Source organism: Acinetobacter sp. KH_038, assembly GCF_057839405.1.
Map to the genome: position 1 here is coordinate 63,172 of NZ_CM174489.1, position 23,206 is coordinate 86,377.

Below are 23,206 nucleotides of genomic sequence, written 5' to 3' on the forward strand. Positions count from 1 at the left end.
TTTATTGAATAACGCCCGCGGCAAGCAGTGCTTCATGTAGCGGAGCGCGATATTGTTCTGCAAGTGGTGTTAATGGAAGGCGAATACCTGTACCAATTAAGCCCATGTCATGGAGAGCCCATTTCACAGGAATTGGGTTCGATTCGCAAAATAAAATATTGTGTAAATTTGCAACCTGAGCATTTGACTGTTCAGCGCCTGCTGCATCACCGGCAATCGCCGCTGCACATACTTGGCTCATGGCTTTAGGTGCCACATTTGCTGTGACCGAAATATTGCCTTTGGCACCGTGAGCCATCAGCTGATATGCAGTCGCATCATCACCTGAATAAACCACCATGTCTTTGCCTTGCAGGCCTTGCAATAATTCAGCACCACGCGCTACATCGCCAGTTGCATCTTTAATCCCGACGATTTGTGGAATATCTGCCAGACGAATCACGGTTTCATTCAGCATGTCGACGCCGGTACGGCCAGGGACATTATAGAGAATTTGCGGCAGATCTACTGCTTCAGCCACAGCTTTATAATGCTGGTACAGGCCTTCTTGGGTCGGTTTATTATAATAAGGCGTCACCAGAAGTGCAGCATCGGCGCCAAGTTCTTTGGCCTCACGAGTCAGTTCGATGGCTTCACGGGTCGAGTTTGCGCCCGTACCTGCGATTACAGGAATACGTTTATTGGCTACACGAATGATTTCTTTGATCACTTGTGTGTGCTCACTCATGCTGAGTGTAGATGCTTCGCCTGTTGTTCCAACGGCAACAATACTGTTGGTACCCTCTGCAATATGCCACTCAACCAGCTTCTCGAGACCCTTCCAATCTACGCTGCCATCTTCAAACATAGGGGTGACGATTGCGACTATGGAACCTTGAATGGTCTGTGCTTGCTGAGTCATTTTAAAAAACTATCCTATTTGTCCATCCGAAAGGAATAAAAAACATAAATTGGGATGGATTTGTATTTTGATTTATAGCAAATTCAATAGACTTGCGTGAAATTGAATATTGCTTATGCAAATTATGACTGATCAAACGCATAAGAACAATATGCTTTAGTCAAAGCCAATAAATTCTTTATACAAAGCCTGCGAGTAACAATCAAGCTTTTAAATACAGCAACGGTGTAGCCATGTATTGAATTAAAAAGCATCAAAATCAGAAAAATTCGAATTAATGCAATTTTTTTAAACAAAAGTTCTCATAAACTGCGAATTCAAGCCCTTAAAAAGCTGTAAATGCTGCGATATAAGCATTTTAAAGCCTTAAGTTAGATGTATATATGATGATGTAAGATCTAAAAGATATAGTCTGTTTTAATATCAATCGTGCTTTAAGCGGCTTAAAAGCGGCTGACTGATCCGTTTTAGATATGAGTGAATATTCAAGTATTTATCTGGTGTTTAAGTTTGAGACTTGATCTATAAGACTTATAGGGCAATCTGCTGATTTTATATAATTTTATTAATTGTTTCTGCGACTTTATCCCATCCGGGATGAAAACAAGAAAGTTCCACTTTTATACGGGATATCCGAGCAAAACGTTCAACTTATTGGTAGTTAATACTGCAGCCGCGCATCATGGATGATAGCACCTTATTTGAACGCTGATTGAACAAGGATATTCCAATGGAAAAATCAGATAATAAACATGCGATTATCACCGTTGCGATCTGTTTTCTGATTGCGGTGATTGAAGGCTTGGACATTCAAGCCGCCGGGATCGCAGCAGCGGGGATTCGTGAACATTTTGGGCTCGATAGCTCGCAATTGGGTGTGTTTTTTAGTGCAGGGATTCTGGGCTTGTTGCCTGGTGCACTGGTTGGCGGTCGGTTTGCAGACCGTATTGGCCGTAAGAAGGTTTTAATCTGGTCAACCGCAGTGTTTGCCGTATTTACCTTATGTACGGTCTGGGTAAACAGCTTTAACAGTCTGCTGGCAGTACGTTTTCTGGCTGGAGCCGGCCTGGGCGGCGCAATGCCAATTCTGATTACACTGGCGTCTGAAGCTGTATCGCCACAAAACCGTGGCCGTGCAGTGGGCCTGATGTATTGCGGTATGCCGGTTGGTGCTGCGATTTTATCGTTAATTGCTGCCACTGAATTTGGTGCTAACTGGAAGAATGTCTTCTATCTGGGTGGCCTGCTGCCTATTTTTGCAATTCCACTGATGATGCTGTTTTTGCCTGAGTCGAAGGAATATCTGAAAGCCCAGAACAAAACTGCAGCAGAACTTGCTGTGGCACCGCAAGGCTCGTTTAAAGACCTGTTTAACTCGGACAACCTGTTACGTACCTTGTGTATCTGGATCACCTACTTCTTCACGCTGATGGTGGTATACATCATGCTGAGCTGGTTACCGTCACTGTTTATGGAGCTTGGCTTTACCCGTAAGGATGGTTCAACCGCACAGTTCTACTTCATGGTTACGGCGACGGTTGGTACGATTATTTTGGGTATGCTGACCGATCGCTGGAAAAAAGCCTATGTGATTTTGTTGATGTACGGCGGTATTTTGGCAGGACTATTGGCGCTGAATGCTGCAAGCTCGCTGAACCAGATGTACATGGCCGCAGCACTGGCAGGTGCATTCGTGATTGGCTGTCAGGGCGTACTGTATGCCTTTGGTAGTATCGTATATCCAACCGAAGTGCGCGGTACCGGTGTTGGTGTGGCTTCTGCAGTAGGACGTATTGGTGCCATGCTGGGTCCTGTGATCGCAGGTCAGCTGCTGGTTGCCGGTTTTGGGGCGGCTGGGGTCATTAGTGCTGCCATTCCATGTATTATCATCTCTGCACTGTGTATGCTGTTTTTGGTGAAGCGTACCAAAGTGTAAGACAGTACAATTTCAAAAAAAGCCTGCACTTGCAGGCTTTTTTATGCTTGGCATTCAAGCCAGCAGATCTGCAGCATAATTACACACAGGCAGACTGAGCAGGGGCAGTTCTATCATTTTTTAACAGCAGCGCTAAAAATCCTCTGACAATTTGCGCTATGCTTGGACATGAATCGAAGCTTTCAATGGATGGAAACAGATGCAGAATAATATCGCTTTACTGGTCGTCGATGTACAAAGAGGTTTTACTCCGGGCGGCAATCTGGCAGTAGCCAATGCGGACCAGATTATTCCCAGCATCAATGTATTGGGACAGCATTTTCAAAATATTATCCTGACCCAGGACTGGCATCCTGAAAACCATATTTCTTTTGCAGACAATCATCCAGGCAAAGCAGCCTATGACAGTATTCAGCTGGAATATGGCAGTCAGGTCTTATGGCCAAAGCATTGTGTGCAGGGCACACTGGATGCCGAACTGCATCCGGATTTAAATTTACCGCAAGCGCAACTCATCATTCGCAAGGGCGTTCATTCCCAGATTGACAGTTATTCGGCCTTTATGGAAGCCGACCAGAATACCAGCACCGGTCTGGCCGGTTATTTGCGTGAACGTGGTATTGATAGCGTGTTTGTGGTCGGAATTGCCACGGACTTCTGTGTGGCCTGGACCGCCATCGATGCTCGCAAACTGGGGTTCAAGACCTATGTGATTGCCGATGCCACCAAGGGCATTGACCTGAATGGTTCCTTGCAACATGCCTGGCAGGATATGCTGGCGCATGGAGTGAAACGTGTCTATATGAAAGATATCGTTCAGGCAGCTTAAGGCTGGGTCAGGATAGATTTTGAATATCGCTTTGATATTTTTTATTTAAATTGATAGAGCTCTTTCATCAATTAAAAAATGATCGTTATATTCATATTTGCATGAATATTGATAGTTCTTTTTCCCTTGGGGATGAGACGTATTGCTTTGCAAGAGGATGGGGGAGCTTTCTTGGAAAAACATCTCCCTTGCGCAGCAGTGCTGCTCTTCTCCGACAATGAGAGGGCATTGCCTTCGTCGTGATTTTAAATGATTGATCAAATAACCCTTATAATGCCAGGTGTCGAGCGATACCTGTTTGATTTCACTTCTGCTCCCTTGATCTCACCTGGATAAAACCCATGTCAGTCCTGCTCCAGTTTAGCCAGTTTGTCCAAAAAACCTTTGCTTTATGGGTGCTGCTGTTTTCCGGCATTGCCTTGCTGGTTCCCGAGGCCCTGCTCTGGTTACGTGCTTATATTCCGTGGATGTTGGGTATTATTATGTTCGGCATGGGCATGACCATGACCGTCGCAGATTTTAAAAGTGTACTGCAAAGTCCGAAAGCGGTCGGGATTGGCGTCGTAGCGCAATTTGTAGTGATGCCTGGTCTGGCTTTTCTGCTGTGTCAGCTGTTCCGGCTTCCGGCTGAAATTGCGATCGGGGTGATTCTGGTGGGTTGCTGTCCGGGTGGAACCGCCTCCAATGTGATTACCTATATGGCCAAGGGCAATACTGCACTGTCTGTGGCCTGTACTTCGGTTTCGACCTTGTTAGCTCCGATTTTGACCCCTGCAATTTTTTATCTCTTGGCCAGTCAATGGATTAATATCAATGCCTTATCCATGCTGGTGTCGATTCTACAAGTCGTGCTATTCCCAATTGTGCTGGGCCTGATTGTACGGGGTCTGCTCAAGCAGAAAGTAAATACTTATATTCAGGTAATGCCGTTGATTTCCGTGATTGCCATTGTCGCAATCGTGGCAGCGATTATTGCCGGCAGCAAAAGCCAGATTCTGCAATCTGGACTGCTGATTCTGGGGGTAGTGGCCTTACATAATGGTCTGGGCTATCTGCTGGGGTATTGGGCCAGTCGCATGTTTAAGCTGGCAGAAATAGACTGTCGTGCGGTATCGATTGAGGTCGGGATGCAGAATTCGGGTTTAGGCGTGGCATTGGCGGCAACCCATTTTGCAGCATCTCCACTCACAGCCTTGCCCAGTGCGATTTTTAGCTTATGGCATAATATTTCCGGGCCAGCCCTGGCCACTTACTGGGCTGCCAGAAGCAAGGCGACGACAGCAGCAGAGGAACAACATCCGGATATACAGCCATAGCAGTTTAAAATCTGAGAATCGCTTTGCTGGCAGCCAGCGGCTCAAGACAGAACTTGGCCAGTCATTATGCAAAAATGCTGCGCATAAAAAAGCCCGATATCATATCGGGCTTTTTACTGTACAGGTTTTATGAGGCTTTGGACTGTTTGGATTTTAAAATCTCGGTTCTAAAGGTCTGTGCCAGTTCTGCGGTTTCTGCATCCATGCCGTTAAGGACAAAGGCATGACGGGTCAGAACATTGGTTGGATTCGGCATGCTGACCAGCTGGAAGTGCTCGCTCACATCTTTCAGTAACGTATTCGGTACATGCAGTGCACTTTCTTTCGCGACCAGATGCTGGCTCAGACGCTCAGCAGCCTGTACCGAGTTGAGCTGCATTTCTTCAACCTTAGAGGCAATCGCACTACGGGTTTGTAGTACAAAACGTTTTTCTTCACGATAGCGTTTATACAGAACTTCCGAGAGTAACTGGAATACCGCACTGATCATGGTCAGGCAGGCCAAGGCATTTGGCTTGTCTGCGGCAATGCTGATGGTTGCACCTTTCTCATCAAACTTATGCACCGTACAGATATCACTGCCGTTGAGTTTATAGCGCTGCACACACAGTTCAGTGGCTTTATTCAGGAAAATCTGACACAGGTTAAAATAAGGTACTGAAACTGTTTTATTGACACTATCGAGTAACTGTTTCGGATCATAGAACTGGATATTCAAGCTCAGGCTGTCATTATCCAGTACAGCAGGTTTATGCTCTTTCTCTTTGACTTTATTTTTTACTGCCTGCTGGGCCTGGGCAATCGCCAGTGCAGCATTATGCTTTTCCTGCTCCAAAGCCTGCGTCAGGGTCTGGATCTCGAATTTTAAACGGGATTCATTATTGATCCGTGCCAGATATTCGGTCCGGCTCGGACGCGCGATGGCACGATAAGCCACCCAGATTAAGGCATGAATAATGAACGAGAACAGAATCGCCAGCCATTGTGTCCGCAGAATTTCACCAATACTTGGTTCAATCAGGGTGATTTCAATCAGGCCGACTTTTTTCTCGTTTTGCAGTGCATCCCGGACAAAAACCTCGCCATCGCGGGTTTTGGTCAGTCCGCCGGTGGCTAAAACCTGACCTTTTGCATCCAGAATCCGAATCGATGCCACACTAGGGTTGGTCGCATAACGATTTGCCAGCAACGCCAGGGAAACACGATTGGCCGGTTCCAGCTCGGACAGGCTGTCTGTCACCAGTTGACTGGTGATCAGCTGCCCCTGATTGGCACGGTTTTCATTCAGTTGGTGAGTGGTTGCCAATACCAGTAAAAAGGTATGCAGAGCAAAACTTACAATCAATAGGCTAGCAAATAGCCCTTGTCTAGGCGCATTCAACGTAAACTTCCAAGGCAATTCTGTTCAATTTCGATTATGATTCTAACAATAGTTGTAGCTCAGACCCGAGTCAATTCATGCGAGAAATCATTCTTATATCATTCTTAGGACCTGACCAGCCTAATCAATTTACACGATTAATGCAGGTTTTGTCCGCCCATTCCCTACAGATTTTAGATGTGGGGCAAGCGGTTATTCATAATCAGTTAACCTTAGGTATTGTTGTAGCATCTGATGACCAGACGGCGACAGCATTAGCCATGAAGGAAATCCTGATTCTAGCACATGATATCGGGTTAACTGTGCGCTTTAAACCGATCTCTGCGACTGAATATGATCAGTGGGTCAAAGAGGGTGGACGCACACGTTATATCGTAACGGCATTGGCCCCTGAATTAAATGCCTCCCATCTGCAAGCCGTGACCCATATTGTTTCCAGTCAGGGCTTCAATATTGAAACCGTGACCCGTCTGTCTGGCCGCCCGGTTCTGGACGGCAGCAGTGCCGGTCCGAAACGTGCCTGTATCGAATTTGGTTTAAAAGGCCAGATGCTGGATGCTGCAGCCATGCGTGCGGCCTGTTTGCGCTTATCCAGTGAACTGAATGTCGATGTCGCCGTTCAGGAAGATAATGCCTATCGCCGTAACCGCCGTCTGGTCTGCTTTGATATGGATTCGACCCTGATCGAACAGGAAGTCATTGATGAACTGGCAATTGAAGCTGGTGTCGGTGAGCAAGTTGCCGAAATTACCGAGCGTGCCATGCAAGGCGAGCTGGACTTTCAGGCCAGCTTCCGTGCCCGTGTTGCTTTGTTGAAAGGCATGGATGCATCGGTACTCCCGAAAATTGCCGAGCGCCTGACTATTACCGAAGGTGCTGAACGTCTGATTTCGACCTTGAAAGCCTTGGGTTACCGAACTGCAATTCTTTCTGGCGGCTTTCAGTACTTTGCCGAATATCTGCAAAGCAAACTGGATATTGATGAAGTGCATGCCAATGCGCTCGATGTTCAGGATGGGGTCGTTACCGGTGAAGTCAAAGGCCATATTGTCGATGGCGCGCGTAAAGCCTTCTTGCTCGGCGAAATTGCCAAGGAGATGGGCATTTCACTGGAACAGACCATTGCGGTCGGTGATGGTGCCAATGACCTGCCGATGCTGTCGATTGCCGGTTTAGGGGTGGCATTCCGTGCCAAGCCACTGGTGCGTCAAAATGCCAATCAGGCGATTTCCAGTGTCGGCCTGGACGGGGTGCTGTATCTGCTAGGGGTACATGACAAAGACCTGAATCGCGCATAACTACACATCTTTAGTGCAATAAAACGCGGCCTTAGGGTCGCGTTTTTTGATTGCGTATAAGGTTCGGTGGCACAGCAACACAGAAATTTGAACACAAAAACATCGATCATCTTAAACGGAAAAATAATTTTTCACTGCCTAAGCACCCTGATAATTTTGTAATGACACGCCAACATTGACGCAGTCATTGATCCACAAAAATGGCAAAAGCAAAAAATGTAATGACAATATAATATCGCGACAAAGTATGTCGTGAGGCAAGATCACAGGACTTTTTTTATGCAAAAAACTCAGCATAATGCAGGCATAGAGATACAAATCAACAGATTCCATTTTATTGATTGAACGAAATTCAATAGATAGAACCGTTGCAATATCAGACAGGCAAACTATCTATTTGGATGGAGGGGGTTATATGGTAACAGCGAATTTAGCAACGATTGTGGGCTTCAGTTTAGTCGCTGCAGCTGTAGTTGCTGTGTTCTTCTCGCCTTATCGTCGCTGGTTAAGTTTTATGGCAGCAGGAATGTTGCTATGGGGCCTGATCGAGGTAATTCGTGTCGGTACGCAAACCTTGTTTGAACTGCCCATGACCTATAGTTATCTGAGTGCGTTGACGGCAGTCATGATGGTGGTCACCTTCTTGTTATTGCGTGAAGACCGTCGTGCGGAGCGTGCTCTGGCCAAACGCCGTTACATCGAACATACACCTGTCTATGAAGATGACCAGCAGCAGCTTTCAAGCCGTTAAGTCTACAAAATCGCAAAGAAAAAATGCACCTTCGGGTGCATTTTTCAGCTTGGAAATATGATACAAACTGCTTAATCAACCTAGCCAAGAATTATGCTAGGATATTTATCAATTTTCGTACAATTAGAATAGGCATCCTCCATGAAACTGTCGTCCATTCCTGTTTTAAAACTTCCTTTAGTCGATATGAGCACCGATCCACTGGACTTGCTGGTTGCAGGTTTAGCTTTACGTATGAAGCAGTTGGCACGTACCAGCCCGAAATTTATTGAACTGGTACATGAGCGTCAATTCCGGATCCAGATTGGCACAGATGAGGGTATGGCGCGTCAGATCATTGTCAATAATGGCCAGATTGATACGGTTTCAGGCGATGCGGAAAAGGCAGATTTTGTGTTGCAGTTTGCCGACAGTGAGCAGGGCGTAAAGACCCTGGTTAAAGGCGACCCGACTGCATTTATGACCGGTATGCAAAGCGGTACTATCAAAATGGAAGGTGACTTTGGTTTGCTGGTCTGGTTTAACCAGGTGGCGAAAATGATTCCACCAAAACTGCCAAAGCCAGTCAAAGAAAAATTTAAAATGGCACGCCAGTTTATTAAAGAGAAAACAGGCAAATAAAACGCTGCTCCTGACTCGCCCGCCTTTTTCAAGGAGGGCGGAGGGCAGGATTCAGCCAGTTTCAGTCTGGGTAATGCCAGTCAATTAGGGAGTTTAGATCTAAGCTCCTTAATTTTTTAAATCTTTTACAGAAACAGTTATTTTCTAATCTTGCGGTGCAATACACCTCATGCCCCAGACCGTTGGGGATGAGGTTTCCTGCTATCCCATATCCTCATGAATTAACAATAATAAAAAACCAGACAGTTTCCTGCCTGATCTGCATTACTCAATCTGAGGGTTTTTTAAGGTGGAAAATAGTGTCGCTATTCAACTTCTAAATTAAAAGTCACCGGCCCATCATTGACTAGATGCACTTTCATATCTGCTGCAAAAATACCGGTCTGTACATGCTCAAACTGGCTGCGGGCGTATTCTACCAGCTGTTCATACAAGGCTTTTGCTTCAGCCGGCGGCATGGCCGGGCCAAAATCTGGACGTAAGCCTTTTTGAGTCTGCGCCATCAGGGTAAATTGTGAAACCAGTAACAAACCGCCGTTGGCCTGACTGACATTCCAGCCCATCTTGCCTTGTTCATCATCAAAAAAACGGTATTTCAAGATCTTATCAATCAGTTTTTTGCCTTTTTCCAGATCATCACCTTTGCCAAGACCTAAAAAAACCAGAATGCCTTTTTCGATTTCACCGCTGACTGCACCGTCTACCACGACTTTAGCTTCTAAAACTCTTTGTAATAACGCACGCATTTCACATATTTACTGATGACTATGGGAGGGCGTAATTGTAGCAAGAATACAATCTGCTAAAGGGGTAAATGCTGATTTTTTGGGCTACAAACACCTGAAAAATAATTGATTAATTTTTATATATTTAATAAAGCGATTAAAGTAATGAGAATAATCCGTTTTAACAATATTTGGTTTTTCTATATCTTAGCCCATGCAGGAAAGGTAATAAATTGAGAGATTTAGAAATGTTTAAGCGTTCATTACTGGTTGCAATGCTTGCAACGATTACAGCTGCACAAGCGGCTCCTTTGACTAAAGACAATGGCGCACCAGTCGGTGACAATCAAAACTCGATCACTGCTGGTCCAAATGGTTCTGTTTTACTTCAGGACGTTCAGCTGGTACAAAAATTACAACGTTTTGGTCGTGAGCGTATTCCAGAACGTGTTGTTCATGCGCGTGGTACAGGTGCTTATGGTGAATTCGTTACCACCAAAGATCTGTCAGATCTGACCATTGCTTCATTGTTCAAAGCGGGAACCAAAACCCCGGTCTTTGTGCGTATGTCGACAGTTATTCACGGTAAAGGTTCTCCAGAAACCTTGCGTGATCCGCATGGCTTCGCCATCAAATTCTATACCCAAGAAGGCAACTGGGACTTAGTCGGTAACCAGACCCCTGTATTCTTTATCCGTGACGCGATCAAGTTCCCGGACTTTATTCACGCGATGAAACCAAGCCCGGTCAACAACGTTCAAGATGCCAACCGTGTGTTTGATTTCCTCTCTAGTCAACCATGGGCAACCAACATGTTGACTTATGTGTATGGCAAGCAAGGTGTACCAACCAGCTACCGCGAACAGGATGGTTTTGGTGTTCATGCCTACAAACTGTATAACGACAAAGGCGAATATAAATACGTTAAATTTAACTTCCGCTCTCAACAGGGTGTCAAAGGTCTGAACGTTAAAGAAGCAGCGGAACAGCAAGGTAAAGATTTCAATCACCTGACCAATGATCTTTACAACAACATCAACAAAGGCAACTTCCCGAAATGGGATCTGTATATCCAGGTATTGGACCCTCAAGACCTTGGCAAGTTTGATTTCGATCCACTGGATCCAACCAAAATCTGGCCAAACGATTTAGTTCCAGAAACCAAAGTCGGTACCTTGACCTTGAACCGTATGCCGAAGAACTTCTTCAATGAAACCGAGCAAGCTGCATTTGCACCAGGTAACCTGGTTCCGGGCATCGAACCATCTGAAGACCGTTTGCTGCAGGGCCGTATCTTCTCTTATTCAGATACACAAATGTACCGTTTAGGTGTGAATCACCAGCAAATTCCTGTAAACCGTCCAATCGTTGCTGTGAACAACAACAACCAGGAAGGTTATATGAATGTGAGCGAGCGTGATTCTGATGTGAACTACGAACCAAGCCGTAAAGAGCCAAAAGCTGCAACTGAAAAAGCGCGTGCAGTTCAGACTCCACTTGCCGGCACAGTCCAGCAAATGGGTGTGAAAGAGCAAAACTTCAAGCAGGCCGGTGAGCTTTACCGTTCATATACTGCCAAAGAAAAAGACGATTTAATCATGAACCTGGCGGCAGATCTTGGCAATGTCAAAGATTCTGAAACCAAGCACATCATGTTGTCTTACTTCTACAAGGCAGACGCGGATTATGGTACGCGTATGACCAAAGCAGTGAAGGGCAATCTTGCGACTGTGAAAGCCAAAGCAGCGCAATTCAAAGACTAATTTGGATTAGTCCGACAAATTGGTGACTAGGGTCTAGCACGTCACCTCAAGAAAGTCCTGTAAAACTCCAAACCTTTCCTGCACCCTAGGGGGAGTTTTACAGGCACCCGGTTTTATTCATTTTCTCTTATTTGAACTGAATCAGACTCGATTCATGTCTCTACTCGATTTCTGTTGGAGTCCATCATGAAAGTTATGCAGCATGCAGTTTTAGCCAGTATTTTTGCCTTGGGTGCCATGTTTGCAAACCTGAGCAGCGCACAAGATCTCTCTTCCGCTAAAAGTGTTGCAACTACACCGATGAACTCGCAACAGGAATTGGTTGCACTGTTCTTTGCCGCGGCCAAAACCGGCAATGACGAAGTGATCAATGAATTTTTAAAGCACGGTTTTCCGGCCGATGTGCGTAATAGCGATGGCTATACACCACTGATGATGGCGACCTATTATGGACATCAGAGTATTGTAACGAGCTTGCTCAAACACGGCGCTGACCGCTGCGCCCGCGATAATAAGGGCAATACTGCCTTGATGGGTGCGTTGTTTAAAATGGAATTTACCATTGCCAGACAGCTGCATCAGGTCGACTGTGATGCCCAGGCCGAGAAAAGCGGACGAAAGACCACAGCCGAGTTTGCCCGGGTGATTGGTCAGGAAAAACAGCTCCAGAAAATCATTCAGGAACAGGGCACAACCCAGGCCCAGCCTCAGAAATAAAACGCTTTATGGCCTGATACTTTTGTCGCAGTTTCAGCCGGCTGTACGTAAATCCTGCAATATTGCATGAATTTTTATGCTTTAATGCAGAGATAAGCACAGCGATATTTCCTTAATTATGGCTCCAATTATCCGTTCTCTGTTAGATACTGACTTGTACAAATTCACCATGTTGCAAGTGGTATTACACAAGTTTCCGCAAACGCATAGTGTCTATCATTTCCGTTGTCGTAATCTGGAAGACACGGTCTATCCGCTGACGGATATTCTGGATGATCTCAATCATCAACTTGATCTGCTGTGTCAGCTCAACTTCAAAGAAGACGAGTTGCAATACTTAAGAAGCCTGCGTTTTATCAAGAGTGATTTCGTCGACTATCTGGAACTGTTTCAGCTCAAACGCCGTTTCATTCAGGCCAGTATTGATAGTGAAGGCCGTTTAGACATTAAAGTGGAAGGCCCGATGGTTCAGGCGATGATGTTTGAAATCTTCGTGCTGGCAATTGTCAATGAACTGTATTTTAGCCGGATCCGTAGCCCTGAAGTCATGGCTGAAGGTGAGCGCCGTTTACAGGCAAAAACGCAATTACTACAACAATATGATGCATCGCAAAATCCACAGGATCCACCATTTCTGGTGTCGGACTTTGGTACGCGTCGCCGTTATAGTTTCGAATGGCAAAAGCATGTGGTAGAAGAATTCAACAAAGCTGCACCGCATGTATTCCGCGGTACCAGTAATGTGCTGTTGGCCAAGGAACTGGGTATTACCCCGATTGGCACCATGGCGCATGAATTCCTGCAAGCATTTCAGGCGCTTGATGTACGTCTGCGTAATTTCCAGAAATCTGCGCTGGAAACCTGGGTACAAGAATATCGTGGCGATTTAGGCATTGCCCTGACCGATGTGGTCGGTATGGATGCTTTCCTGCGTGATTTCGACCTGTATTTTGCCAAACTGTTTGACGGCCTGCGTCATGACAGTGGCGATCCCTATGTTTGGGGCGACAAGGCCTATGCACATTATAAAAAGCTGAAAATTGACAGCAAAACCAAAATGCTGACTTTCAGTGATGGTCTGAATCTGGAAAAAGCCTGGAAACTGCATCAATATTTTAAAGACCGTTTCCAGGTCAGTTTCGGCATTGGCACCAACCTGACCAACGATATGGGGCAAACCCCTTTAAATATTGTGCTGAAACTGGTGGAATGTAACCGGCAGTCGGTGGCAAAAATCTCGGACAGTCCAGGCAAAACCATGACCAATAATGATACTTTCCTGGCTTATCTGCGTCAGGTTTTCGAGATTACTGAACCTGCCTAAGTCTATTTCAGACATACGCAATTTTAGAACCGCTTCTCTGTAGAGGCGGTTTTTTTATCCCGGACGGTTTTTGGGCTGGCTTATCTAAAATCTTGCTAATCATCTTAAAAGAAACCGCATAAAGCTAAAAATGAGCTGTGCTAAGATCAAGGTAATTTGACCAAGAATAGCCATGATACCGATGACCGCTTCAGCCTTTAATTTTGGCCTGCTGATTGAGGCAGAAGATTTAGTTCCCTATCTGGGCCATGAAAAACTTCGTATTGTTGACCTCAGTCGGGCTTCGGTATACGAGCAACTGCATATTCCGCATGCCCTGCATCTGCAACCCAAGCTGCTGGTTCGTCAGGAAGAACATAGCATGGGCTTATTGCCGGACATCGACGGCTTGCAGGCGCTGATTGCTTATCTAAACATTTCGCCTGAGCATCATGTGGTGGCTTATGATGATGAGGGCGGGGCATGGGCTGGACGTTTACTCTGGAATCTGCATTGTCTGGGGTTTGAAAATACCAGTTTATTGAATGGCGGGATTCATGCCTGGCTTGGTGCCGGTTTGCCGACCTCTTCCGCTCAGGAAATATTTAGCCCGGTCAGTCATTTAGTTCCGGTAAATCTCGAACAAAAAGCCGCGTTTCAAATTGGGTATGATGAATTGTGCCAGCTTGTTGAAAAGCAAGAAGTTCAACTGTGGGATTGCCGCACTGAAGATGAATATACTGGTCTGCGTCTGGCAGCGCGACGCGGCGGTCACATTCCGGGAGCACGTCATTTTGAATGGAGTACTGCCCTTAACCGGCAAAATCATTTAAAATTGCAGCCTTTACCACGTACTCAGCAGCGTCTGGAACAACTGGGCTTCGATTTGAATCGGCCGGTTGTGGTGTACTGCCAGTCCCATCATCGCTCAGGTTTGGCCTATATTCTGGGCCGCTTACTGGGCTGGAAAATTCGAGCCTATGATGGTGCGTGGAGTGAATGGGGCAACCGCCTCAATAGTCCAATCGCTACAGGGGAGGTGCCATCTTGAGCATCACATCACGTTTAAAACAACAGTTTTTTATTAAAGCTCAACGATTAGTACCGCAACATCGCTTGTCTCGCGTGGTCGGCAAAATTGCTGCCAGCGAAAACCCGATTATCAAAACGGCTGTGATTACCGCCTTTAAGGCCCAGTACGGCATTGATATGTCGATTGCTGAACAGGTCAATGCCCTGAAGTTCAAATCTTTTAATGAATTCTTTACCCGGGCCCTGAAAGAAGGCATCCGCGCGGTTGATCCCGATGCCAGCAGCGTTGTTTCGCCAGCAGATGGTGCGATTTCCCAGCTTGGTAAAATTGAAAATGGTGATGTGTTTCAGGCCAAAGGTCAAAAATTTACTGTAGAAGCGCTGATTGCTGATCCGCAACTGGCTGAGCCCTTCAAAAATGGCGAGTTTGCGACGGTATATTTGTCGCCACGTGATTATCACCGTGTGCATATGCCATTTGCAGGCACATTAACTGAAACCTTGTATGTACCGGGCGAGCTGTTCTCGGTCAATCAGGTTACGGCAGAAAATATTCCGGGTCTGTTTGCCCGCAATGAACGCATGGTCTGCCTGTTTGATACTGAAATCGGCCGTATGGCGGTGGTGCTGGTTGGTGCGATGATCGTGGCGGGTATTGAGACCGTCGCCACCGGCAAGGTTAAACCTTCTGGCCGGATCGAGTTAAACCAGCATGATCTGTTCCTGGAAAAAGGCGCCGAACTGGGACGTTTCTACCTCGGTTCAACTGCGGTGATTTTATTTGAAGAAAATAAAATGCAGTGGGATGCAGCCTTCAAGGCCAATTCTCTGGTGAATATGGGGGAAGCACTGGGGCATACAGTTTAAAGATTTGAGTCTCTTATTGCTTCCCCCTTTTTCAAAGGGGGATTGAGGGGGATTTAATATTTAATCTCCGCCTCTTGCGCTTTAATTCAAAGCAAGACGTTTCATCTCCGAGAAGGAGTGGGAGCTTCCTGTTTTCCAAAGGGAATTTAATTTTAGCTAATCCCTCCCAACTTCCCTTTAAAAAAGGGAGAAATTGAAAAACTAAAAAAGCGCCTGATGGCGCTTTTTTAGTTCTAGAAATTTATCGTTTCACTACAATTGAATCAATCCCGCTATTTTGCAAGGTTTGCTGCGCGATAATCGCGGCTTCTGCAGAGTCATAAGGTCCCGAAACCACACGATACCAGACTTTGCCATTTTCTACGCTTCTGACCACATCGGCAGACAGGCCATTCAGAATAATTTCGGCGCGGCGCGCATCGGCCTGATCCGGATCATCAAAACTGCGGACCTGCAGAATATAGCTGGCCGGAGCTGCAACTGGTGCTTCGCTGGCTTCTAAGCCAGGTTCGGGATTGGCTACAGGTTCAGGCACTTCCGGTCGAGGCGCTTCTACAATGACTACAGCATTCTGACTTTTGGTTTCTGGTACAGCCTGTTCAGGAATCGGAGTCACTTGTTGTTGTGGCAACAAATCATAAAAACGGTAATCTTTATTGGTATCTTCTTGCTGAAGATGTTCAGAGCTGGTCTGTACTTGAGGCTTAACCGGTTCCCATGGCTTCCACAGCATCAGTGCCATTAAAAAACTTAACACGATTAAAATGATCACGAGTGTGCCGAGCCAGGTCGGAATCAGTGGCTTTTTAGGCTTATTCGGTCTTTCAGATACACCGCGTTGCGTTTTTCCAAACACTTGGAATTTCCTCTATATGGGGTGGCCTCATAGCAAAGGCATCACCGCAGTAATGCCTGACTATTATTTCATCCTATGTGATTCGGATCTAAATGTCATTATTTAGATCAAACTGCACACCAGATTTATACTGGAGCTATTTTTCAAATACCTGGCAGAATTTGCCAGGTATTTTTGAATCGCTACAACAATCGTTTTAGGTGTAACATCAAGTATGCAAAGCAGTGCTTACATACTCTCAGGCGCAGACACACCAAGCAGTTCCAGGCCATTGCGCAGTACCTGGCGAACATTTACCGATAACAGTAAACGTGCCTGAGTCAATTCAGCATCATCGCCCAATACTTTATTGTCGTTGTACCAGCCGTGGAACAAGGCTGCCAACTCTTTCAGATAATTACCAATTTGATGTGGCTCATAGCTGTTTGCAGCACGTACCAGAATTTCTGGATATGCCGCCAGTTTGGCCAGCACTTCAGCTTCAGCATCGAGTTCCAGACGTGCCGCCAGAGTACGTGCTGTCGTCGCATCAAAAGTCACGCCTGTAGCGGCCGCTTTTTCCAGCATACGGCAGATTCGGGCATGCGCATACTGGATGTAATACACGGCATTGTCCTTGCTTTGCGATACAGCCAGGTCCAGATCAAAGTCGATGTGTTGTTCAGATTTACGCATCACGTAGTAGAAACGTGCAGCATCGTTGCCGACTTCTTTACGCAAGTCACGCAAAGTCACGAACTGGCCTGAACGGGATGACATTTGTACCATCTCGCCGCCACGCCATAGGCTGACAAACTGAACAAGAAGGACTGTTAATTTTTTCGAGTCATAGCCCAGTGCATCAATCGCAGCTTTGACACGTGCAATATAACCGTGGTGGTCAGAACCCCAGATATCAATGATATCGGTATAGCCACGTTGTAATTTATTTAAGTGATAAGCGATGTCAGAGGCAAAATAGGTGGTCTGGCCATTACGGCGTTTTACCACACGGTCTTTTTCATCGCCAAATTCAGTCGATTTGAACCAGATGTTGCCATCTTTTTCATAAAGGAAACCGCGTTGTTCTAGGGTCTGTAAGGCTTCTTCAATTTTTTCGGTTAATGATTCTTCGCTGAACCATTGGTTGAAAGTGACACCAAACTCGCCCAGGTCATCTTTAATATCATCCAGAATCGCTTTCAGTGCGGCCTGCAAGAATACGCGGTAGCCTGTACCAATCAACGCCTGAGAATTAAAGATCAAACCATCAATGTGTTTTTCTTTATCGCCAGAGAGCACCACCTTGTTGCCATCTGCATCCAGTTCAGCTGCAAATTGCACATCTTCAGGCACATCTTTATACACATCAGCCACAGGGCGGACATAGGCATCGCCATGCTGGTCAATAATGCTTTGCGCGATTTCTTTGACATAGTCGCCCTGATAAGCATTTTTTGGGAATACCAGTTCCTGACCGGTTAATTCTAAATAACGCAGGTAAGTTGAGGTTGCCAGAATGTCCATTTGACGGCCAGCGTCATTGACATAGTATTCGCGGTCAACTTTGGCACCAGTCGCTTCTAAAAGATTGGCAACGGTCATCCCATAAGCTGCACCACGACCATGACCTACATGCAGGCTAGAGGTCGGATTGGCAGAGACGAATTCAACCTGAATGCGCTTGTCAGCATTGACATGGGTACGGCCATAAGTTTCTTGTTGTGCTGCAATTTGATCGAGTACCACAAAGCGCTGGTCTGCATTTAAAAAGAAGTTAATAAAACCAGGACCTGCAATTTCTGCCTTGCTGATATCTGCTACTTCAGGAAGTGCAGCAAGAATTTTTTCTGCTAAATCACGCGGCTTCATACCCGCAGCTTTAGAGGCAATCATCGCGATATTTGACGCGAAATCACCATGGGTTCGGTCTTTGGTACGCGTCAAACTGCTGGTATTGTTCCAGTCAGATGGGAGGACACCTTCAGCTTGAAGGGATTGCACTGCATGTTCTAGAGCTGCTTGGATTGCCGTGTTCATAATCAGTCGAAAATAAATGTCGCAGAAAAACAGCAAATATAGCAAATTTCATGCTCTTTAGGTAAAAGCATTTCCAGGGAATAAAATTTATACGATCAACTGCCATAAATTTTGTGCAGTAAACCCAAAAGCACCGGACGGATCTGGTGAAAATGAAATCAGTTTTAGAGAAAATGCTGCCAATAAAAAAATCAGTCCTCCAAAGTGCGGGATTTGGCTTATTATTGGTGATCTGAAAAATAATTAACAAGAGTCAGCATGGCTTTACCACAACGTCCGACCATTATCGGCAATATTCCTAAACTTCCTGCAAAATGGGCACTGATCATTGTGCCATTTATTTTGTCCTGCCTGATGAGTGGCATTATTTCCTTGATCAATATGCTGCGCAACTTGGGCTGGATCGATGGATTTATAGCGCTCTGGTTTCATAACTGGATGATTTCCTGGGCAATTGCCTTTCCAATCGTGGTGACCTTATTGCCATTTGTACGCAAATTTACCGGACTGCTGGTAGATATGTCAGGCCCCCAAGCCCCCAAGTGATTGCTTGGAACAACACTGACAGAGGCTGAATTAATTAGATTTCAAACCGCCTGGCTTTGCTGCAGGGCCAGGCTGTGTCCAGGAAAAATGATATTTAAATCAAATGCTCCACTGCTGCTCTGATCATCCCGAGCACCAGACCGATACAGGCACCGACCACGACACCATTGACACGGATCATATGCAGGTCACCACCGACTTCATTTTCAATCTTGTCGATCATCTCGCTCGAATCCCATTCGTGAATGCGTTCGCTGATAAATCGAATCACTTTCTCACTGTACTGATCACTCAGGTCAACCGCGATCCCGCTAAGACGTTTATTTAACAGCTCACGTACTGAAGCATTCGAGATAATATTTTCTCCAACCTGCTGAATCGCAATCCTGAGATTCTCGGCAATACCGGAATCCGGTTTTTGCAAATCCTCCTTGATCGCATCACATAAAATCACCACGGCACCGCTGATAAAATTCAGTACCTGCGGGCTATCGAGCAGGGCATCCTTGGTTTCATTCAGACGCTGGCTGGCTTCACTGTGGTTATCGGCCAGTTGCAACATCCAGTTGTGACCAGTTTCCTCAATTTTAAGCCGCCAAGGGTGATCCGGGTCGGCCAGCATCGCTTCAACCCGCTGAATCACAGAATCAATACTGCGTTGCTGCACATCAATCCCGATCCAGCTCGCGCCTTTGGCCAGTTTCCAGACACCCATTTCCTTGAACAGGTTGCGGGTGAGTTCCCGGGTTTCTTCAGGATGGGAGCTCATCCAGGCATGTACCACGTCTAGTCCGCGTTGTAGTACATCCTGATGGAAATCATTTTCGAGTACGGCGCGCAGCATCTCGCTGGCCAGGGTATTGATCTGGGTATTCTTGACCCATTGCACGCTATTATTCTGGATAAACCCGGCAATCTGTTCTTGCCCGACAAATTCAAAAACCTTCGGCACGGTTTGCTGGATCACCTGGGTGACCTGGGCATTATTCTGCGGATTGGCCAGCCAGCGCCCCGCGGCCAGACTCAGGTCGGTACTGGCCAGACTGCGCTGTACAATTTGCGGAGAGAGAAAGTTTTCCTGCACAAAACGGCCCATCGACTCTGCAATACGGGCCTTGTTGCGGGGAATGATTTCAGTATGGTCACGTAAAAATTTCGGGATCGGCAAGCGGCCAAAAGGATTGCGGAACAGTACGGTAATCGCATACCAGTCAGCCAGACCGCCGACCACACCGGCTTCTGCAGAGAGCATCAGGATATGAATCAGCCAGACATATTCTGGCAGCAGTTTGGCGGCAAGCATGAGTGCCAACCAGATCAGTACCGCGACCACCAGTGCGATGGTCGCAAAACGTTTACTGCGTTGTAAGCTCGGTGAGATACTCTCTGTCTGCATAAATCATCCTGTCAAGAGGGATTGGCCGGTTGCGGTTGCAGCACCGCGCCGGATGGACTTAAACCATATTTAGCCCCAAGTGACTGTAAAATCAAGCGCGCATCGAAAGCATCGCTAGGTGCCTGACCGGCTTTGAAGCATTCAATGGTATATGCCACCTGAGCCGGATCCAGGGTGACGGTATAAGGATGGTCATAGAATGGATCTGGCCAGAACCCCGGATAGCGACGGTAATAGCCATACGGATAAAAACTCGGTGCCGGGTAGACGATTGCCTGACGTGGCGGTTGCTGGGTGCGGTTACTTGGATCATTCAGCACTCTAAAGAACTGAAAGCCATTTTGTACGGTGGTCTGGGCGGCTTTGACCAGGGCAATTTCTTCGGCCGTACCGAAGCTCATATTTGGCCGGGCCTGAAATCCGATACGATAGGTGTTGTTGTTGAGTGGTGTGGTACTGTAACGGCCTAACTGATCAAACGTTAATGGTTTTGACGGCGTCGTTGCACAACCTGTCAGGCTGATGGCAGCGATCACACTCAATCCCAGTAGCATATTTTTCATGTTCGATCTCCTGATGCAATGATCCAGTCGCCACCACAGCCTTTAAAAGCTGCTGTCGGGCTGGGTCAGGAATGTTAATTCTTCCGCGGTCGATTCACGACCGAGGATCCGGTTACGATGAGGATAGCGTCCAAAGCGGTCGATAATAACCTTGTGCTTTTTCTCGAATTCCAGATTGGTCGGATTGCCCAGACGCTGGAACAGCTTGAGTGCAAATTCGTGTATCAGTCTAGATTCGCTGTGCATGAATGGCATATATAAAAAAGCGCGTTGTTCAGGACTGAGCTGCTGGTCCAGATCCAGGCTAATGGCTTCTTGTGCCAAGGCCAAGGCCAGACTGTCCTGCGCAAAAGCTTGTGCAGAATCACGGAATAAATTCCGTGAAAACTGATCTAGAACGATAATCTCGGCCAGACGGCCTTCTGCTGTTTTACGCCAGGACCAGAGTTCAGCCCGGGCGGCCTGCTGGTGCGTGCTCATGAACTGCTGCGCAATACTTTGGTCGAATTCGTGACTTTGACTAAACCACAGCGGTTGACTGTCGGCATGAAACCAAAAGTCTAAAATATCTTGATAATTCATAATATTTACAATTCATTAGCATTTCTTTCTTAATAAAATCACAAATTTCACATGTCTTATAGAGAAACTTTGTGTTAAAAATTTGCCAAATTAAAAATCAATGGTTTGCCTGAAATCTATACAGCCTATAATGTGCCGACCAGAAATCACGTTATACTGATTAAACTGATGATTTTAATTTAATAGTTTAGCCCCCCTTAAGCGAGATTGTAATGAGTCAACCTGAATCGACTTCCCAAAATGTGTTACCGACCTGGGTCGAGTCGTCACTCATCAAAGGCATGCTGCGTGGTATTGAGCGTGAAAGCTTACGTATGCAGAGTGATGGTTTCCTGTCACAGGCAGGGCATCCGCGTGCCTTGGGTTCAGCCCTGACTCATCCACATATCACCACCGACTATTCTGAAGCCTTGATGGAGTTCATTACTCCACCGCAGGATACCATCAAGAAAGCCCTGGACTATCTCAGTGATATTCACGCGATTGTGCATCGTCATCTGGAAAATGATGAAAAACTCTGGCCAATGTCGATGCCCTGCATGCTGGATAGCCGCGATGAAAGCATTCCGCTGGCGCAGTATGGCAGCTCGAATATCGGCCTGTTTAAAACCTTGTATCGTCATGGTCTGGGCGTGCGTTATGGTCGCCGCATGCAGACCATTTCAGGGGTGCACTACAACCTGTCTTTCCCGGATCACCTGTTTGAAGCCTTGCAAGCGCAGGAACAGGATGAGGCACTCAAGGCCTTAAGCCTGCAGGATTATCGCAGCCACCGTTATATGGGCCTGATCCGCAACTTTATTCGTCTGACCCCACTGGTGATGTTCCTGGTGGGTGCCAGTCCGGCAGTCTGCCAGTGCTTTATGACCGGTCGTGATCATCATCTGTTGCCTTTGGTGAAGGGCACCCTGTATACCCCGTATGCGACAGCATTGCGTATGGGTCGTTTTGGCTATCAGAATTCCGCCCAGAAACAGCTCGGCATTCACTATAATAACTTGCAAGACTATTTAGAGGGACTGCAAAAAGCAGTCAAAACGCCGTATAAACCGTTTAGCCGTCTTGGGCTGAATGCAGCCGATGGCCAGCCGACGCAGATCAATGATCATGTGCTGCAAATCGAAAATGAATATTACAGTCTGGTCCGTCCGAAGCAGGTGCCGCTAGAGGGTGAAACCCCATCTCAGGCCCTTGAAAATCGCGGAATTGCCTATGTCGAGCTGCGTGCTGTCGATGTCAACCCATACAGCCCGATCGGGATTAATGAAGAAACTGCCGGTTTCCTGGAAGTGGTGGCCTTGTACTGTTTATTGCAGGACAGCCCGGCATTATTCAGCGCTGAACAGGATATTATCGAGCAGAACCAGGCCGAGGTCGTCAATCGTGGCCGTGCGCCGAATGCTGCCATTCTGGCCGATGGCCAGAGCTATCCGATTGAAGACTGGTGTGCCATGCATCTGCAACGTATGCAGCCTTTGGCCGAGCTGTTAGACCAGACCTATGCCACCGACCTGTATTGCAATGCCATGAAGATGATGCAGATTCGGGTCGATGAAGTTGATGCGACCTTATCGGCACTGGTGGTGGGCGATACCCGCACTCAAGGCAGTATGTGGCACTTTGGACAGCATCTGGCGCAGCAACATAGCAGTGTCTATGAAGCGCATCAGCTTAGCCCGGAAACCCTGGCTTATTTTGAAGAAATGTCACAAAAGTCATTGCAGCAGCAACAGCAACTCGAGCAAGATAGCAGCGTCAGTTTTACTGATTATTTAGCCCAATATCGATAAAAAATAAGAGGATT

Annotated in this window: 21 protein-coding genes; 13 read left to right on the forward strand and 8 right to left on the reverse strand. The window is 46.6% G+C overall.

What is annotated here, in order from left to right; translation table 11 throughout:
* Position 1 precedes the first annotated feature (1 nt).
* Entirely contained in the window at positions 2-901 is a 900-nt protein-coding gene (dapA, locus tag AC3IT7_RS00295; RefSeq protein WP_475655124.1) for a 4-hydroxy-tetrahydrodipicolinate synthase, read from the reverse strand.
* Between the two features lie 730 nt (positions 902-1,631).
* On the opposite strand from dapA, the gene mhpT reads away from it, so the two are divergent.
* From mhpT to AC3IT7_RS00310, 3 genes are all read left to right on the forward strand, one after another.
* On the forward strand, positions 1,632-2,837 hold the full coding sequence (gene mhpT / locus AC3IT7_RS00300) for a 3-(3-hydroxy-phenyl)propionate transporter MhpT (protein WP_489249001.1): 1,206 nt from the start codon (positions 1,632-1,634) through the stop codon (positions 2,835-2,837).
* Positions 2,838-3,036: 199 nt separating this feature from the next.
* Entirely contained in the window at positions 3,037-3,666 is a 630-nt protein-coding gene (gene pncA, locus AC3IT7_RS00305; protein WP_489249002.1) for a bifunctional nicotinamidase/pyrazinamidase, read from the forward strand.
* Positions 3,667-4,007: 341 nt separating this feature from the next.
* Positions 4,008-4,982: a bile acid:sodium symporter family protein gene (locus tag AC3IT7_RS00310; protein WP_489249003.1), complete on the forward strand. Its 975-nt coding sequence runs from the start codon at positions 4,008-4,010 to the stop codon at positions 4,980-4,982.
* A 127-nt stretch (positions 4,983-5,109) separates the two neighbouring features.
* Here the strand turns inward: AC3IT7_RS00310 and AC3IT7_RS00315 are convergent, their stop codons facing one another.
* On the reverse strand, positions 5,110-6,363 hold the full coding sequence (locus tag AC3IT7_RS00315) for a hypothetical protein (RefSeq protein WP_489249004.1): 1,254 nt from the start codon (positions 6,361-6,363) through the stop codon (positions 5,110-5,112).
* Between the two features lie 77 nt (positions 6,364-6,440).
* On the opposite strand from AC3IT7_RS00315, the gene serB reads away from it, so the two are divergent.
* The 3 genes from serB to AC3IT7_RS00330 all read left to right on the forward strand — a co-directional run bounded on the left by serB (position 6,441) and on the right by AC3IT7_RS00330 (position 9,033).
* On the forward strand, positions 6,441-7,661 hold the full coding sequence (gene serB, locus AC3IT7_RS00320; RefSeq protein ID WP_489249005.1) for a phosphoserine phosphatase SerB: 1,221 nt from the start codon (positions 6,441-6,443) through the stop codon (positions 7,659-7,661).
* A gap of 415 nt (positions 7,662-8,076) precedes the next feature.
* The gene (aciT, locus tag AC3IT7_RS00325; protein ID WP_489249006.1) at positions 8,077-8,412 is read left to right on the forward strand and encodes a ciprofloxacin tolerance protein AciT; all 336 of its coding nucleotides are present in this window, start codon (positions 8,077-8,079) and stop codon (positions 8,410-8,412) included.
* Positions 8,413-8,553: 141 nt separating this feature from the next.
* Positions 8,554-9,033: an SCP2 sterol-binding domain-containing protein gene (locus AC3IT7_RS00330; protein WP_180186341.1), complete on the forward strand. Its 480-nt coding sequence runs from the start codon at positions 8,554-8,556 to the stop codon at positions 9,031-9,033.
* A 305-nt stretch (positions 9,034-9,338) separates the two neighbouring features.
* On the opposite strand, the gene dtd is transcribed toward AC3IT7_RS00330, so the two are convergent.
* Positions 9,339-9,779 (reverse strand): D-aminoacyl-tRNA deacylase, encoded by a 441-nt coding sequence (dtd, locus tag AC3IT7_RS00335; RefSeq protein WP_489249007.1) that lies wholly within the window; start codon positions 9,777-9,779, stop codon positions 9,339-9,341.
* A gap of 227 nt (positions 9,780-10,006) precedes the next feature.
* Between dtd and AC3IT7_RS00340 the strand changes: the two genes are divergently transcribed.
* The 5 genes from AC3IT7_RS00340 to asd all read left to right on the forward strand — a co-directional run bounded on the left by AC3IT7_RS00340 (position 10,007) and on the right by asd (position 15,440).
* The gene (locus AC3IT7_RS00340) at positions 10,007-11,521 is read left to right on the forward strand and encodes a catalase (protein WP_489249008.1); all 1,515 of its coding nucleotides are present in this window, start codon (positions 10,007-10,009) and stop codon (positions 11,519-11,521) included.
* A 186-nt stretch (positions 11,522-11,707) separates the two neighbouring features.
* Positions 11,708-12,238 (forward strand): ankyrin repeat domain-containing protein, encoded by a 531-nt coding sequence (locus AC3IT7_RS00345; protein WP_489249009.1) that lies wholly within the window; start codon positions 11,708-11,710, stop codon positions 12,236-12,238.
* Between the two features lie 118 nt (positions 12,239-12,356).
* The gene (pncB, locus tag AC3IT7_RS00350) at positions 12,357-13,562 is read left to right on the forward strand and encodes a nicotinate phosphoribosyltransferase (protein ID WP_489249010.1); all 1,206 of its coding nucleotides are present in this window, start codon (positions 12,357-12,359) and stop codon (positions 13,560-13,562) included.
* A gap of 181 nt (positions 13,563-13,743) precedes the next feature.
* Positions 13,744-14,592, forward strand: coding sequence for a sulfurtransferase (locus AC3IT7_RS00355; protein WP_489249962.1), 849 nt, complete (start codon positions 13,744-13,746; stop codon positions 14,590-14,592).
* Positions 14,589-15,440, forward strand: coding sequence for an archaetidylserine decarboxylase (asd, locus tag AC3IT7_RS00360; RefSeq protein ID WP_489249011.1), 852 nt, complete (start codon positions 14,589-14,591; stop codon positions 15,438-15,440). The genes AC3IT7_RS00355 and asd overlap by 4 nt, the downstream gene beginning before the upstream one ends.
* 241 nt (positions 15,441-15,681) lie before the next feature.
* Here the strand turns inward: asd and AC3IT7_RS00365 are convergent, their stop codons facing one another.
* The gene (locus AC3IT7_RS00365; protein ID WP_489249012.1) at positions 15,682-16,296 is read right to left on the reverse strand and encodes an SPOR domain-containing protein; all 615 of its coding nucleotides are present in this window, start codon (positions 16,294-16,296) and stop codon (positions 15,682-15,684) included.
* A 228-nt stretch (positions 16,297-16,524) separates the two neighbouring features.
* Positions 16,525-18,315: an arginine--tRNA ligase gene (gene argS, locus AC3IT7_RS00370; protein WP_489249013.1), complete on the reverse strand. Its 1,791-nt coding sequence runs from the start codon at positions 18,313-18,315 to the stop codon at positions 16,525-16,527.
* A 258-nt stretch (positions 18,316-18,573) separates the two neighbouring features.
* On the opposite strand from argS, the gene AC3IT7_RS00375 reads away from it, so the two are divergent.
* Positions 18,574-18,861, forward strand: coding sequence for a DUF2798 domain-containing protein (locus AC3IT7_RS00375; protein ID WP_100329529.1), 288 nt, complete (start codon positions 18,574-18,576; stop codon positions 18,859-18,861).
* A 94-nt stretch (positions 18,862-18,955) separates the two neighbouring features.
* Here the strand turns inward: AC3IT7_RS00375 and AC3IT7_RS00380 are convergent, their stop codons facing one another.
* Genes AC3IT7_RS00380 through AC3IT7_RS00390 form a run of 3 tightly spaced genes read right to left on the reverse strand, consistent with a single transcriptional unit; the run spans position 18,956 to position 21,402 of the window.
* The gene (locus AC3IT7_RS00380; protein WP_489249014.1) at positions 18,956-20,257 is read right to left on the reverse strand and encodes a DUF445 domain-containing protein; all 1,302 of its coding nucleotides are present in this window, start codon (positions 20,255-20,257) and stop codon (positions 18,956-18,958) included.
* A gap of 11 nt (positions 20,258-20,268) precedes the next feature.
* Entirely contained in the window at positions 20,269-20,820 is a 552-nt protein-coding gene (locus tag AC3IT7_RS00385) for a CC0125/CC1285 family lipoprotein (RefSeq protein ID WP_489249015.1), read from the reverse strand.
* 42 nt (positions 20,821-20,862) lie between these two features.
* Positions 20,863-21,402: a DUF924 family protein gene (locus AC3IT7_RS00390; protein ID WP_489249016.1), complete on the reverse strand. Its 540-nt coding sequence runs from the start codon at positions 21,400-21,402 to the stop codon at positions 20,863-20,865.
* A 212-nt stretch (positions 21,403-21,614) separates the two neighbouring features.
* On the opposite strand from AC3IT7_RS00390, the gene gshA reads away from it, so the two are divergent.
* The gene (gene gshA / locus AC3IT7_RS00395) at positions 21,615-23,192 is read left to right on the forward strand and encodes a glutamate--cysteine ligase (RefSeq protein WP_489249017.1); all 1,578 of its coding nucleotides are present in this window, start codon (positions 21,615-21,617) and stop codon (positions 23,190-23,192) included.
* The last annotated feature ends 14 nt before the right edge of the window (positions 23,193-23,206 follow it).